Origin of the sequence: Mucilaginibacter sp. (genome assembly GCF_039921305.1) — a bacterium.
Classification (GTDB): domain Bacteria; phylum Bacteroidota; class Bacteroidia; order Sphingobacteriales; family Sphingobacteriaceae; genus Mucilaginibacter.
Map to the genome: position 1 here is coordinate 252,974 of NZ_JBDSCA010000015.1, position 15,604 is coordinate 268,577.

The window sequence follows — 15,604 nt, forward strand, 5'->3', positions numbered from 1 at the left end:
CGGTTGTAAAATGCCATACTAATGTACGGTTTTTATTTCTACATAAGGACGAAAAATAAAGTTGATAGGTTAAGGTAAACAGTAATACAGATGTGCTTAGTGTCAGACTTTTATTGTGATGTTAGTCATTCATATTGATGATGACCGTCATTTCTGTTTACCCACCCAGTCACAACCTTAGCTGTTACATTTTTAATCCATAAACTTATGATCCCTAAAACAATGAAGGCAGCGGTTGTCCGCGAATTTGGAAAGCCATTGCAGATAGAAGAAATGCCGGTGCGCATGCCCGGCAAAAATGAAATATTGGTCAAGGTCATCGCCAGCGGGGTGTGCCATACCGACCTGCATGCTGTCGACGGTGACTGGCCGGTCAAACCCAAAATGCCACTGATTCCCGGCCACGAAGCTATCGGCTACGTTTGTAGCTTTGGGGCCCGATGTGAAAGATGTTAAAGAAGGTGACATCGTTGGTGTCCCCTGGCTATACAGTGCCTGCGGTTGCTGCGAGTTCTGCATCACCGGCTGGGAAACATTATGTAAAGATCAGCAGAACGGCGGGTATAGCGTGGACGGCGGATATGCCGAATACGTGGTCGCCGATGCCCGGTACGTGGCACACCTTCCCGCGAATACCAACTGCATCGAGATCGCCCCGATCGTTTGTGCCGGGGTCACGGTGTATAAAGGATTGAAAGAGACCGAAGCCAAACCGGGGGAATGGGTGGCTATTTCAGGCATTGGCGGTTTAGGTCATCTGGCCGTGCAATACGCCAAAGCGATGGGCCTGCACGTGGCGGCCATAGATGTGGACGATGATAAACTGGACCTGGCAAAAAGCCTCGGTGCAGAGTTGACCGTCAATGCACGGAACACAGACCCCGGCGCGTTCCTGCAAAAGGAAGCCGGAGGTATGCACGGTGTATTGGTAACGGCCGTATCACCGATCGCCTTCAAACAAGGCCTTTCGGCACTGCGCAGAAAAGGAACGATCGCCCTCAACGGATTACCACCGGGCAGTTTCGACCTGCCGATATTCGAGACCGTACTCAATCGTTATACCGTACGCGGTTCTATCGTCGGCACCCGTAAAGACCTGCAGGAAGCGGTCGGCTTCGCGCTCGAAGGCAAGGTAAAAGCTACCGTACATACCGCCAAACTGGAAGATATCAATACGGTACTGAGCGACCTCAAAAATGGGCACGTCGAAGGGCGCATTGTTTTGGATATCGCCAAGCAGTAATACCAAATAATCTAAATACGACCATGTTTTTACATGATCAGTAATCGTTAACAAGTTTATTTTCACGATCAGGTTTGCCTGAGAAAACTAAAATCCATGAAAAAGATAAATATAATATGCGTCAGCATTTTAGCTATTTTAATGATATGTACTATCAACACATTTGCTCAAAAACCGCCGGAAAAAGCCAAACCAGCTCAAATTCGCATTAATGCAAAAGGAGGCATTTATGATCAGGCGGGTACCAAATTGGGTTACATCACAAAAAACGATATCGTAAAAAACAATAAAGGAGAAAAACTTTATTTTATTGATAACAACGGGAACGTAATAGATTCGAAAGGCACCAAATTAGGCATGGCAAAGAAGAATGGCAATTATTACAACAATCAGGGACAGGTTGTGCTTCAGTTGAAAAACATTAACGAAACTACCTGCGAATTATTAGACCCCGAGGGGCATAATATGGGAACTACGCACAAAAATTATAAACTGCACGCCTGCGCTGCCCATTGCTTTTTTCTACAACAAAAAAAGGACAAGGAGAGTCCGCATCACATGTAGCCGAAAGTTAGCTGACGTAAGAATATGAACTTACGTCAGCTTTTCACATTTAGGCAGGCAAACTTTGCTATCCCTAAAACTGATCTTGATCACTCTTATTGGTGACCCCGGTCAACATTTACAAGGTGATCATTCCTGAACTTTGAATAAAAATAAAAATCATGACAACGATCATCGAAGACAACCAACTCAACACTGAATTACAGGAACTTTACCTCGTCAGCAAACAATGGCTATCTGAACTGGCCTTTTTAGAAACTGAATATGAATTTTTAAAAAAGCGCGCCGCGGACCTCCTGGCAACCGAAGCTCACCCTGCGGAATTTGAACAGATCGCCGCTATCGGCATCAGGTACCATGACCTTAAACAAACCATAGAAACTTACCTGCACCAACTGGAACCACTAATCACCACGGCCAGTTCAGCACTGCACCTCACCCTGATCGAGCAGTATGCTGGCATCGAAAAAGAGCTTGCCGGATTTACGGAAGAGCTGCATACCACCAAAAGTACTGTACTGGAACTGACCAAGGCGGAACATTTAAAGATCCGCCAGATACCAGCCACGCCGGGAGCACCCACCCTAAAAAAATAACACGCCATGGCAAAAAGTATCTTCGTCGCCTCGTCTGAACCGTATAGCGGCAGATCCGTGGTCACACTCGGACTGATCAATGCCCTGATAGTTAATGGCCATAAAGTCGGTTATTTTAAACCGATCATCACGACCGGGCTGAACGAAAGCCAGGATGTACACATTCAAACGGTGTTAAGCCAATTCGCGTTGGCCGCTACCTACCAAGATTCTTATATTTTCACCCGTCAGCAGGCGATGGAATACCATGAAAAAGGGATGGACGGTGACATGATCAAGCTATTGGTCGCGAAATACAGAATGCTGGAAGAGCGGCACGATACGCTTGTCATCGAAGGTAGTGATTTCACAGGCGAAGGTACGGCATTTGAGTTTGAGATGAATCTGCTGATCGCGAAAAACCTATCCTGCCCTGCCGTGCTGGTCGTTTCTGGTGAAAGTAAGACCGCCGATCAGATCGTGCATGAGGCGCTTAGCTTTTTGCGCGGCTTTAAAGATCATGGCGTAGATGTTCTTGCTATCGTGATCAATAAGGTCGATCCTAAAATGCAGACCATCCTTGAAAAAACCATTAAAACGGTATTAGATGCCGATGTTTTATTGGTCGTGATCCCGTATTCCGCGCTTTTAAAAAATCCCACCATCGAAGATATCAACGATACCCTAAAAGGGCAGATCCTATTTGGCGCCGGCCAGTTAAAGAACAGGGTGGATAATTACGTGACCGGGGCCATGCAGCTACCCAGCTTCCTGGGTTACCTGAAAGAGAACGTCCTGATCGTAACCCCGGGCGACCGGGGCGATATCATTCTCGGCGCGTTGCAGGCGAATGTGTCGGACAGTTATCCGAGTATCGCCGGGATCGTGCTGACCGCGGGTATCCAGCCGGACGACCAGGTCATCCGCCTCATCGAAGGCTCTCATCATGTTGTGCCCATTATCGCCGTGACTACGGGAACCTTTGAGACCATCAACGCCATCGGCAACATCAAAACAAGGATCAAACCGGACAATAAACAAAAGATCGCTTATGCTATCCAACTGTTCGAAGAACATGTGCCGGTCAGTGAACTCGAAGAGCGGCTTCAGGCTTACCACTCCAACAGGATCACGCCGCCGATGTTCCAATACCAGATCGGGCGTTGGGCCGCACAACATCAAAAACATATCGTTTTACCTGAAGGTAACGACGACAGGATATTGAAGGCCGCTGCGCAACTGATCAGGCAAAACATCGTGACCCTGACCTTATTGGGCGATCCTTTAGTTATAAGCGCGTCGGTCAAACGTCTGGGCCTCGATCTGGACATGAATGGGGTCACCGTGATCGATCCTAACCATGCGGGAAATTCGGAAGATTACGCCCAAACCCTCTTTGATCTTCGTAAAAGTAAAGGCTTGTCCTTACCAGAGGCAAGGGAGCTGATCCGTGATATTTCATACTACGGCACTATGATGGTTTACAAAGGTGATGCCGATGGCATGGTATCGGGTGCTGAACATACTACACAGCACACCATTAAACCAGCTTTACAGTTCATCAAGACACAGCCGGGCGTTTCTACGGTATCCTCGGTATTCTTTATGTGCCTGGCCGATAGGGTATGCGTATTCGGCGATTGCGCCGTTAACCCGGACCCAACCGCGCAGCAGCTGGCGGAGATCGCCATCTCATCCGCGCGGACAGCCGAGCGTTTTGGTATCGAACCACGGATAGCCATGTTGTCTTACTCGTCCGGAAATTCCGGTATCGGTGAGGATGTGGACAAGGTCCGGATGGCTACGAAGATCGTTAAAGAGACCCGTCCCGATCTTTTGATCGAAGGTCCGATCCAATACGATGCGGCGGTAGATCCATCCGTAGCCAAACAGAAAATGCCGGGATCCCCGGTAGCCGGAAAGGCCAATGTGCTCATCTTCCCCGACCTGAATACGGGGAATAATACTTATAAAGCGGTGCAGCGGGAGACCGGCGCGCTGGCGATCGGCCCCATGTTACAGGGCTTAAATAAACCGGTCAATGACCTAAGCCGCGGCTGTACCGTGGACGATATCTTTAACACAGTCGTGATCACCGCCATCCAGGCACAGGATATCCACGAACCACAAACCGTAAACCAATGAATATATTGATCATCAACTTCGGGAGCAGTTCCATCAAATATCAGCTGTTTAAAATGCCTGCCATCAGTCCTGTTTGCAGCGGGTTGATCGAAAGGATCGGCTCCCCGGATGCCAGGGTCATTCACAAGGTGCTTCAGGATAACCTGGTGTATACGGGGACAGAGGACCTCCCGGTGAAGGACCACGAAGCCGGGTTATTGAAAATAGTTGCCCTGCTGACCGACCGGTTTACCGGCGTCATCAAAAATATTGACGAGATCGAAGTGGTCGGGCACCGTGTCGTGCAGGGCGGGAGAAACCTATCTGCTACCACCGTCATCACAGAATTCGTCAAGGCTGAGATCAAACGCCTGTTCCCTCTGGCCCCGCTGCACAATCCCGGCCATTACCAAGGTATCGAGGTGTCCGAAAAGATATTCTCCGATGCCGTTCAGATCGCGGTTTTCGACACGGCATTTCATCAAACCATGCCTCAAAAAGCTTTCAGGTATGCTATCCCCAACGCTTTATATACCGAGCACGGCCTGCGGGTCTATGGCTTCCACGGCACCAGTCACAAGTATGTGGCTGAACAGGCCCTGAAGCATCTTGGCAATCCTGATGCGAAAATGATCACCATACACCTGGGCAATGGTTGCAGCATGGCCGCTGTAAAAGGCGGGAAGTGTATCGACACCAGTATGGGCCTTACACCTTTAGACGGACTGATCATGGGGACGCGCTGCGGATCCATCGATGCCTCGGTGGTGACCTATCTTTCTTCACACCTCGGCTACACGACCGCGCAGATAGACACCCTGCTGAACAAACAAAGCGGGATGCTGGGCCTGACCGGTTGCAGCGACATGCGGGATATCGGGAGGTTAGTGGACGACGGCGATGAGAACGCTGTTTTGGCCTATGATATGTACGCCTATCGCATCCAGAAATTCATCGGCTCCTATGCGGCCGCGTTGAACGGGCTGGATGCAATCGTGTTCACCGCAGGTGTGGGCGAGAATGATACGCGTACACGCGACCTGGTCTGCACCGGTATGGAATATTTCGGTATTAGGCTTGATCCGGAAAAAAACGGCCTGAGAACCGACGGGATCAGGGATATTGGCCTCGAAAGGTCGAAGACCCGGATCCTGGTCATACCGACCAATGAAGAACTGGAGATTGCCACGCAATGTATGGAACTGCTGACCGCAGCCGAAAATAAGGGAGAAGCATCACTTTTACAGATGACGGCGGTCATATAGCTCCCCGATGTATTGCGCGACCTTTATCCTAAACCAATTGACAAAAACATGAAAACGATCCTTGTACTGACCGACTTTAGCATCAGGGCCGGATATGCGGCCAAATTTGCCACCCACATGGCCATTAAGGCCGAAGCGAATGTTTTATTATGCCATGCCATCGAGGGCACGGCCGCCGTGACTGATGGTAACGGCCTGGATTGGCCTGTGCCTACACATACGGTATTGACCAAAGAATGTGACCACGACCTCGCTGAAATTGTCCAAAAACTGGAAAAACTGATCAAGAATGACGCCGGTACCTTTAAACCAAAAGTCCATTGCAGATCGGTGATCGGTTCACTGGCGGAAATTGCCGCTAAGATCGTTTTGGAAAAAAAGGTCAGTCTGGTAGTGATGGGTTCACACCGCACAAGTCTTTTAGGCAAAGTATTGACAGAAAATCACGCCCATACGATCATCGATCAGTTGAACTGCCCGGTCTTAATATTGCCAGAATCCTATAGCTTTAAAGGGATCGGCTCCATCGCCTATGCCACTGATCTTACTTTCGGCAACGCTAAAGTGATCAGCTATCTTGCTGATATCGCAGTAAAGTTCGATGCGCTGCTATCCGTCGATCATATCACTACATCTGCCGACGGTTCCGCGCAGTTTGAGATCGCGGAACGCACTTTTCGTACAGAACGTGCGCTTTATCCGAATCGGAACATCAGATTCCGCAACATCAAAAGAAACAGCGTTAAGAACGGCCTGCTGGAAATGGTCAATTATATTCAGGCTGACATCCTGGCCCTTGTCCATAAACGTTACGGATTTTTTGAAGGCTTATTTCATACAAGCCTAAGTAAAAAAATGGTGGATATCGCACCCGTGCCGATACTGATCCTTCCACATTACTTTAGCCAGGATGTGGCAGATCTGTCCGAGGCACAACTGGAAAGCTTCTGCTTTGAGACCGGGAACCGCTAACCATACTTTGGAACTGAAGATCGTTTATGAGAGGGCTGTTCATGTTGTTAGTACTCGGGTTCGTCATCACTGCCGGAACCGTCGCGGAGCAGAAACGCCCGGGTACGGTAAAATGGGTATTGAACAAAGAGTGTTCGCTCACCGTGAACGGCAGTACCAATATCAATCACTTTAGCTGTGTGATCGCCCATTACAACAAGGCCGACACCATCAGCATCGGTAAAGGGGGCGGCAATGATGCGGTAAGCCTGAAAGGCGCACTTATTCTGGACATCCTCGATTTTGACTGTCACAACAGGATGATGACCGGCGACCTGCGCAAAACACTCAAACAAAAGGATTTCCCGCAACTGAAGGTGTCCTTTATCGGCCTCAGCAGGTACCCGCACTTCAGCGATCCGTCAAAAGCGATCAGAGGGTTCGTGGACATCGAACTGGCCGGGGTGGTCAAACGGATCGAGGTCAATTATAAAGCCACCTTTCAGAATGCCGGTGCCTTTACATTGGTTGGCACACAGGACGTCAATTTTTCTGATTTCAATATCATTCCGCCCAGCCGCCTGGGTGGGATGATCAAAACGAACCAGTTGCTGAACGTAGCGTTCAGCCTGAATATTAAAACGATCGATTAACCTTTTCAGGAACGATGATGATACAGGAAACAACGCAGGTGTTACAGGTGCTTCACCAGGTAGCCAAAGAACAAAGGTCGAACCTGACCTTTTTGGATGTAGAAACCGGCATCATCAAAAGCCTGGTGGAGAACCATTGCCAATGGTTTAGGGATGGTCCCGATATGTATAAATTTCAATTCATGTGCGGACAACTATCGCAGCTGGCGATGCTGAAACTGAATATCACAAGGGATGTGATGCACTATCATGATAGCCTGAACGCTACAATAGATGGTTCCCATGTGAAAAGTGATGATTTTTTAATGCACGAGAATGAAAGGATCAACAAGGAGCTGATCGATCTCGACAAAAGTTTCAAAAGATTAAAAAAACAACTGCTGACGCTGAAAAGATCGTTCGCCATACAGCCTGTCCATAAAAATCAATGCTGATCATGAAAAAAATAATTATCAACGGAATATTGGTCGGCCTGATCCTGTTCATCGTCAGTTATGGCGGATTATATATCACAGTCAGGTTCTTCCCGCAACTATTTGTTCAGTACAATAATCCGCTGTTCAAGTCAGATGGCAGCCGTGACATCCTTTTCTATCTCCATGCGTTTGTGATCAGCTTATCTTTATCCTGGTTCTGGGAACGGTTCAAGTCCCTATTTCACGGCCCTTTTTTACTGCGGGGGATTGAGTTCGGATTGGTTTACGCCCTGGTAGCCCTGCTTCCCGTGATGTGGATCACCTTCAGTTCGCTGGATATTTCTGTGACAACAGTAGCCAGTTGGTTCATCTATGGCCTTTTACAGGCGATCATCGCCGGTATCGCTTTCGCCAGGATAAACCCTTGACCGGCACTTTTTAAATTGACACTCCTGCGCGGGGGCCGACCGGTAGCCGTGCTAAACCCTTTACCTTTCATCTGTTAACATGGAGCGCCCCCCGGCTGCGCGTTATCGGTTCCCCTACCCCGGCATTTTAATTAAGTGTTTCCTGTCAGTAAAATGGGTGATCCCTGTCACTTAAATCCCTGTTCACCATCATTCCCCAGGGACCATGGACCCGGTACTTTTGGGTGTCGATCAAATGGTCGATCAAACAAAAATCAACCCACATAAAAATGAAAGATCAAAGAACACAGCGAGATGGATACCGAATGATCAGATCGCTAATTATCGCTTCAGTGTTAGCCGCAGTTTGCTTTTACACCGCAAAGGCGCAAACCGCATACAAGCTCTCGGCCTCACCCGAAAACGTGATCAAGGTACTGGGATCGTCCAATGTACACGATTGGGAAATGAAATCATCGACACTGGTGTGTGAAGCGGATTTCGTAACTGCCGGCGGCGAGGTAAGGTCACTGAAAACCTTAAGTTTTACGGTGAACGCCAAAACCCTTAAAAGCGAGCACTCGTCAATGGATGACCGAACTTATAAGACGATCAAAGCGAACGACTTCCCACAGATCAGTTTCAAACTTTCATCGGCCACCATCAGCCAGGGCGAAAAGAGCAGGTTCACCATCAAAGCAACTGGTACGCTAACCATCGCAGGGGTAAGCAAGGTGGTCACTTTGCAGGTCAACGGCGATACCAAAGCTGATCAATCGATCCTTTGTACCGGCGAAGAGAAGATCAAACTGACCGACTTCAAGATCACTCCGCCCTCCTTTATGCTTGGTGCCATGAAGGTCAAAGATGACCTGACCATACAATACACCCTGAACTTTAAAAACAGCAACAAGATCGTTTCACAAATAAATTAAACAACTATGAAAACTAACAGACTAATAAGAACCATAACAGGGCTGACATTGACCGCCTTTGCCATGGCACCACTATTTACCAGCGCACAGGAACAGCAGCTACAGTTCTATCGCCCGAACAATAAATTAGGTATCAATACCTTTGAAACAAGTAAAGTTGATACGATCCCATTTACCGGATTAAAAGTTAAGGTAAACGGTGGCTTTACGATCAACTTTCAATCATTGAGAGCTTCGAACACGGCTACGCCGCTGATCAAGACCGTAGGTACCGCGACCGGGAATGTCAACAGCCTGACACCGCTGATCGACGGCTTTAACCTGCCGATGGCCAATCTTGGCTTCGATGTACCGCTGGCTGACGGTGTGCGCCTTAACCTGACGCTATACCTGGCCTCAAGACACCACGAAGAGACCTGGGTAAAAGGCGGTTATTTACAGATCGACAAAATGCCCTTCCTGCACAGTGACCTGATCGATAAGGTCATGAAAAACGTCACCTTTATCATCGGTCAGAACGACATTGATTACGGTGACCAGCATTACAGAAGGTCCGACGCCGGTAATACCATTTACAATCCGTTTGTAGAGAACTACGTGATGGATGCCTTCGCTACTGAAATGGGTATGCAGGTTTATTACAAATGTCAAAAAACCGGACTTTTTGCTATGGCAGGTATTACTAATGGTGAGTTGAACCCAACTACGATCGAACCGACCAAAATAGACGCGGCGACTGGCAATACCAATAAATATCCACCTGCATACCTGGGTAAGTTAGGTTTTGACAAACAACTGAACGCTGACCTGAGGTTAAGATTAACCGGGTCGTTTTATACTGTGAATAGCGCAAACAGCAGTACTTTATATGGTGGTGACCGTTCCGGTTCAAATTACTATAATGTTATGTCAAACCCAACCACCGCTGCAGGTACCGCGCTAACCCAGGCTATTGATTATAATGCGTTTTCAGGAAGGTTCAACCCGGGCTTCAGCGAAGAGGATCATTCTTACATGGCCAACCTGTTCGTGAAATACAAAGGGCTGGAATTTTTTGGTACGATAGAAACTGCCAAAGGCAGAACCATTAATGAGACCAGCAACCGTTCTGCTAAACAGTATGCCGCCGATGTGGTGTACAGATTTCCGGCTCAAAAGGAGAATTTCTGGGTAGCCTATCGTTACAATACCGTTAGCGCTACTATCGTTGGTAACCCGGATGATGTGACCGTGAACCGTTCAGTAGGTTCAGCAGGCTGGTTCATGACCAAAAATATCTCCTTAAAAGCAGAGTATGTTGACCAGCAGTATAAGAATTACGCAGCGACCAATATCCTGAACGGCGGCGAATTCAAAGGATTTATGGTTCAGGCAGCCATCAGTTTTTAATTAAAATATTCATTTTTCCTAATTTGAAGACCCGCCACCCTGCGGGTCTTTTTTGGGTTGATCTTCAAAAAGTGAGATTCATCACTTTTTCACATGTTTGTTATCATTTCATAACCTATCAGTTATTATTGATATTTGTGAGCAATATCACATAGATCAAACATGGAGAACGCCGCCTTACTCAAAGCCATCATTGAAAACGCAATCGACGGTATCATTACGATCAGTGACCGGGGGATCGTCGAATCGATCAACCCCGCGGCCTGTAATTTATTTCAATGCGTTCCCGAAGATATCATCGGGAAAAATATTTCGGTATTGATGCCCCCGCCAGACCGGAACCTCCATGACGCCTACCTTCACAGGTATCAACGTACGGGAGAGCCTCATATTATCGGTATAGGACGCGAGGTTACCGGGCTGCGAAAAGATGGTACGATATTTCCTTTCCGCTTAGGGGTAAGTGAGGTGCAATACTCTGGACGAAAGATATATACCGGCTTTATCCATGACATCAGCAGGGAAAAAGAAGCCGAAACAAGGTTAAAAGAATATGCTTCCCACCTCGAAGAATTGGTGGAGCAGCGAACCATCTCCCTGAAGCGATCGGTACAAGCTTTGTTAATGGCCAAGGAAGAGGTCAGTCTTTCGCTGGAAAAGGAAAAGGAGCTTGGCCAGTTAAAAAGCCGCTTCGTTTCCATGGCCTCCCATGAATTCCGGACACCTCTTAGTTCCATTCAGCTATCGTCGGTACTAATAGAAAAATATGCTCAGGAGTTTAGTAACCCAAATATCACCAAACATATTGCCAAGATCAAAATGTCTGTCAGCAATTTAACGGGTATATTGAATGATTTTCTATCGCTCGAAAGATTGGAAGCGGGCAAAACGGAAGCTTTGGTAACTGAGTTCGATATCGTAAAGTTCGCCGAAGAAATCACTGAGGAAATGCAGCTGGTGGCCAAACAAAACCAAAGCATCATCTACCAGCATACCGGAACAGCGAGTCTGTTCAGGATCGACCAAAGCCTGTTGAAGAACTGCATCATCAACCTGGTTGCTAACGCGATCAAATACTCCGGCGAAAACACGTTTATCGAATTTAACACGGAGATTACCGGTAAAACATTGACCGTGGTGATCAAAGATAATGGGATCGGGATACCGGACAGTGATCAGAAACATCTGTTTGAACCATTCTTCCGGGCCCATAATACCGGCAATATTCCGGGGACAGGGTTAGGACTCAATATCGTATCCCGCTATGTAGACTTAATGAACGGCGCGGTCGCATTCGAAAGCAATGTCGATCACGGTACATCATTTACATTAACATTTTCAAGGCCATGAGTAAAAGCGTATTAATCATCGAGGACAACAACGACATCAGGGAAAGTACGGCGGAGATTCTGCAACTGGCAGGTTACCAGGTACAGGAAGCCAGTAACGGAAAGATCGGGGTGGACCTGGCCCTCCAACACAGGCCGGACATCATCCTATGCGATATCATGATGCCGGAACTGGATGGCTATGGCGTGTTGTTTTTATTGAGCAAGAACCCTGAAACATCGACGATCCCTTTTATCTTTCTGACCGCCAAAGCGGAACGTCTTGATTTCAGGAAAGGGATGGAAATGGGCGCCGATGACTACCTGACCAAACCCTTTGATGATATTGAGCTGTTAAACGCTATAGAAAGCCGGTTGAACAAAAATGAAAAGCAAAAGGCTTATTTCAGTAGATCGCTTCAAAACCTGGAGACTTTGGCAACAGGCGCGCGCAGTGGCGGTGCGGAACTAAGATCGATGATAGCCGGGCGAAAGATCAGGCAGGTCAAGAAGAAACAGGTGTTATATTACGAAGGCGATACCCCTCAGGGAATCTACCTGATATTGGAAGGCAGTGTGAAGACCATCAAGATCGCGGAGGACGGAAGAGAGTTGATGACCGGCCTTTTTAAAGCCGACGAATATATCGGCATGAATGCGGTACTGCTCAATGATACCTTCAATGAAACAGCTGAGGCCACCGAAGATACGGCCATTTGTATGCTGCCGCGGGAAATGGTATTGTCCTTACTGGACCGCTACCCAGACATTGGCCGCCAATTCCTGAAGATATTGTCCAATAACATCCGGGAAAAGGAAGAACAGCTGATCGAGCTCGCGTACAATTCTGTACGCAAACGCCTGGCGCAGGTGATCATCCGGCTGAATAAGCAATCCGGGGAGGACCTCCAGTTCAAAATATCACGTGAGGAACTTGCCACCATGGCAGGCATGGCAACGGAAACGGTTAGCCGCACGCTGACCGATTTTAAGGATGAAGGCCTGATCGAGAAGAAAGGGTCCTCGATCCATATCATGGACCTGAACAAGCTGGCCAGAATGAAAAACTGACAAGGATCATCTTTTTCGCTGACCGGAATCATGGGGTAATATTTGCTCAGGGGGTAAATTTGCAAGATAAATACCCTGACAGATGAAAGTTGTAGCGTACAATATCAAACCCTTCGAAAAGGAATTTTTGGCGAAGGCGAACCAAAAAAAACACGATATCACGCTGATATCAAATCCCCTCACGGCCGAGACCGCTGCTTATGCTGAGGGAAAGGACGCCGTGATCGTCTTCGCTAATGATGACGTATCAGCCCCGATCATCGACCGGCTTGCCGGCCTCGGTATAAAATATATCGCTACACGTTGTGCAGGTACCGGTCACATTGATAAAAAAGCGGCCGCGTTACGCGGTATCAGATTGGCCAATGTACCTGACCATGCGCCCGAATCCGTCGCCGAGTATACGGTGGCGCTTGCACTATCGCTCAGCAGGCATCTCACCAAAGCGGAAGAGCAAATTCACCATTTCGATTTTACATTGGACGAACTGGTCGGTTTCGACCTCGGGGGAAAAACCGTCGGCATCATCGGGCTCGGCGATACCGGTTTGGCGACTGCCAGGCTGTTCCATGGGTTGGGATGTATTATCGTTGGCTATGACGATGAGATGCCAGCACTGCTCCGCAACATCACGCCTGTCAGTTTACAGGATCTTTTATCCAGATCCGATATCATATCCATTCATACATCAACATCGCCCCGGAACGGCCACGTGATCAATAGTAAGATCATCGACCGGATGAAGACCGGGGTCATGTTACTCAATACGGCAAGAGGTGCCCTGATCGATACCATCGATGTTTTACAGGGCGTAAAAAGTGGTAAGATCGCCTATCTGGGCATCGATACCTACGAATACGAAAAGGAACTGTTATTCGCCGATCATGGGAACGATCGTACCAAAGATCCACTGCTGCAGGAGCTCCTGTCTTATCCAAATGTCATGGTCACACCTCATCAGGCCTTCCTGACCAGGGAAAGTTTACAACTGATTGCTGACCAGACCATCAAAAACCTGGACCAGTGGCAACAGCAAAAATGCGTGGGTAACGCCTGCATCTGTGATCAAAAATGCGATGAAAAGTCTATCGCAAAAAGCGGACGGTTATGAGCAGGAACACGATAATTCCGCTGCCGGATGAACTGGTACAAAAATATAATGTAGCGGCCCCACGATACACCAGCTACCCGACCGTGCCCTATTGGGATAAGGAGCCTTTCGGCGTCGACCAATGGAAAGCTTCCGTTAACAACTCGTTCAACGAATCTAATGAACGTGACGGCATCAGCCTGTATATCCACCTGCCTTTTTGCGAAAGCCTGTGTACCTATTGCGGATGCAATACCCGCATCACTAAGAATCACAAGGTGGAAGAGCCCTATATCAAAGGTTTATTAAAGGAATGGGACATGTACCTCGAAGTTTTTGGTAAAATGCCGCTCATCAAAGAGATCCATCTTGGCGGTGGTACCCCTACCTTTTTTAGCCCGGAGCATTTGCAGCAGTTGATCAACGGCATTTTAAAGACGGTTCAATTGCATCCCGAGGCCGAATTCAGTTTTGAGGCCCATCCGGGCAATACCACGACCGAACACCTGCAAACTTTATTTGACCTCGGTTTCCGCCGCCTGAGTTTGGGGATCCAGGACTTTGACCCGGTTGTCCAGTTCATCATCAACCGGATACAAAGTTTTGAACAGGTCAGAAATGTGACCCACCAGGCGAGGCTGATCGGTTATACCTCGGTCAACTTTGACCTGATCTATGGCCTTCCGAGGCAAACACTGGCAGGTTTAAAAAACACGGTGAGGCTGATGAGTGACCTGATGCCTGATCGGATCGCCTTTTACAGCTATGCGCATGTACCCTGGATCAAACCAGGCCAGCGAAGCTTTACCGAAAAGGACCTGCCTGACCCTTACGAAAAGCGGAAACTTTATGAACTGGGACGGGACCTGTTCACAGATCTCGGTTACCGGGAGATAGGAATGGATCATTTCGCTTTGCCTCAGGACAGCTTATTCCTGGCAGAGCAGGCTGGCCATCTGCACCGCAATTTTATGGGCTACACCCACCAATACACCCAACTAATGGTGGGTATCGGCGTATCTTCCATCAGTGATAGTTGGTACGCGTTCGTCCAAAATGTAAAAAATGTTGAAGAATACCTAAAACTGGTCAATAACCATAAACTGCCCGTTGTAAAAGGGCACATCTTAAGTGCTGAGGATCTGACCATCCGGCCGCATATCCTCAACATCATGTGTAAGGGCAAGACTTCCTGGAACATTCATACCGGGCAAAGCCAGGCGCTTATGGATGGTTTGGAAAGGATGCAGACCCTCGCCGATGATGGTCTGGTCGAGCTCAGTTCCTATAACTTAAAAGTGACACCGACCGGGAAGCGTTTTCTGCGGAATATCTGCATGGCGCTTGATGCCCGCCTTTGGGCGGACAAACCATCGACCCAGCTATTTAGCATGACCGGGTAACCTTTGTTTTACCTTGCGGTAGAACCGGATGATCATCCCGCAGGTGAAAGAGCCTAAAAGGAACATCAACATCCAGATGCCTGTTATCCAGGCGGCATCGGTATCACCAGTCGCAGGTTTCTCCGCAAAAAAGGGCCACGTGCCCGGTCACGTTCGTGGTAAAGATAAAAGAAAGACAAATAGCCGGCTG

16 protein-coding genes are annotated in these 15,604 nt (G+C 48.1%); all 16 read left to right on the plus strand.

The annotated features are described in order from the left end of the window. Positions 1-207: 207 nt before the first annotated feature. Positions 208-456, plus strand: a complete 249-nt coding sequence (locus ABIN91_RS03955) for an alcohol dehydrogenase catalytic domain-containing protein (RefSeq protein ID WP_348048683.1) — start codon at positions 208-210, stop codon at positions 454-456. Beyond that, positions 443-1,243 (plus strand): zinc-dependent alcohol dehydrogenase, encoded by an 801-nt coding sequence (locus ABIN91_RS03960; protein ID WP_348048685.1) that lies wholly within the window; start codon positions 443-445, stop codon positions 1,241-1,243. Before ABIN91_RS03955 ends, ABIN91_RS03960 begins: the two co-directional genes overlap by 14 nt. 96 nt (positions 1,244-1,339) lie before the next feature. Next, complete coding sequence (locus ABIN91_RS03965; protein WP_348048687.1) at positions 1,340-1,807, plus strand: 5-fold beta-flower protein; 468 nt, start codon at positions 1,340-1,342, stop codon at positions 1,805-1,807. 161 nt (positions 1,808-1,968) lie between these two features. Beyond that, a complete protein-coding gene (locus ABIN91_RS03970; protein ID WP_348048689.1) occupies positions 1,969-2,403 on the plus strand; it encodes a hypothetical protein in 435 nt (144 codons plus the stop codon). A gap of 6 nt (positions 2,404-2,409) precedes the next feature. After that, positions 2,410-4,527: a phosphate acetyltransferase gene (pta, locus tag ABIN91_RS03975; protein WP_348048691.1), complete on the plus strand. Its 2,118-nt coding sequence runs from the start codon at positions 2,410-2,412 to the stop codon at positions 4,525-4,527. Beyond that, positions 4,524-5,771, plus strand: coding sequence for an acetate kinase (locus ABIN91_RS03980; RefSeq protein ID WP_348048693.1), 1,248 nt, complete (start codon positions 4,524-4,526; stop codon positions 5,769-5,771). Before pta ends, ABIN91_RS03980 begins: the two co-directional genes overlap by 4 nt. A 48-nt stretch (positions 5,772-5,819) precedes the next feature. Continuing rightward, the gene (locus ABIN91_RS03985; protein WP_348048695.1) at positions 5,820-6,743 is read left to right on the plus strand and encodes a universal stress protein; all 924 of its coding nucleotides are present in this window, start codon (positions 5,820-5,822) and stop codon (positions 6,741-6,743) included. 41 nt (positions 6,744-6,784) lie between these two features. Further along, entirely contained in the window at positions 6,785-7,375 is a 591-nt protein-coding gene (locus ABIN91_RS03990; protein WP_348048697.1) for a YceI family protein, read from the plus strand. A 14-nt stretch (positions 7,376-7,389) separates the two neighbouring features. After that, positions 7,390-7,809 (plus strand): hypothetical protein, encoded by a 420-nt coding sequence (locus ABIN91_RS03995; RefSeq protein WP_348048699.1) that lies wholly within the window; start codon positions 7,390-7,392, stop codon positions 7,807-7,809. A 2-nt stretch (positions 7,810-7,811) separates the two neighbouring features. Next, positions 7,812-8,219 carry a hypothetical protein gene (locus ABIN91_RS04000; protein ID WP_348048701.1) on the plus strand — a complete coding sequence of 136 codons (408 nt, stop codon included), beginning with the start codon at positions 7,812-7,814 and terminating at the stop codon, positions 8,217-8,219. Between the two features lie 269 nt (positions 8,220-8,488). Beyond that, entirely contained in the window at positions 8,489-9,133 is a 645-nt protein-coding gene (locus ABIN91_RS04005; protein ID WP_348048703.1) for a YceI family protein, read from the plus strand. Between the two features lie 6 nt (positions 9,134-9,139). Then, positions 9,140-10,522, plus strand: coding sequence for a hypothetical protein (locus ABIN91_RS04010; protein WP_348048705.1), 1,383 nt, complete (start codon positions 9,140-9,142; stop codon positions 10,520-10,522). 162 nt (positions 10,523-10,684) lie between these two features. Next, positions 10,685-11,872, plus strand: coding sequence for a PAS domain-containing sensor histidine kinase (locus ABIN91_RS04015; RefSeq protein ID WP_348048707.1), 1,188 nt, complete (start codon positions 10,685-10,687; stop codon positions 11,870-11,872). Further along, positions 11,869-12,921 (plus strand): response regulator, encoded by a 1,053-nt coding sequence (locus ABIN91_RS04020; RefSeq protein WP_348048709.1) that lies wholly within the window; start codon positions 11,869-11,871, stop codon positions 12,919-12,921. The genes ABIN91_RS04015 and ABIN91_RS04020 overlap by 4 nt, the downstream gene beginning before the upstream one ends. Positions 12,922-13,003: 82 nt before the next feature. Further along, positions 13,004-14,032, plus strand: a complete 1,029-nt coding sequence (locus ABIN91_RS04025; protein ID WP_348048711.1) for a 2-hydroxyacid dehydrogenase — start codon at positions 13,004-13,006, stop codon at positions 14,030-14,032. Then, complete coding sequence (gene hemN, locus ABIN91_RS04030; RefSeq protein WP_348048713.1) at positions 14,029-15,414, plus strand: oxygen-independent coproporphyrinogen III oxidase; 1,386 nt, start codon at positions 14,029-14,031, stop codon at positions 15,412-15,414. The genes ABIN91_RS04025 and hemN overlap by 4 nt, the downstream gene beginning before the upstream one ends. The last annotated feature ends 190 nt before the right edge of the window (positions 15,415-15,604 follow it).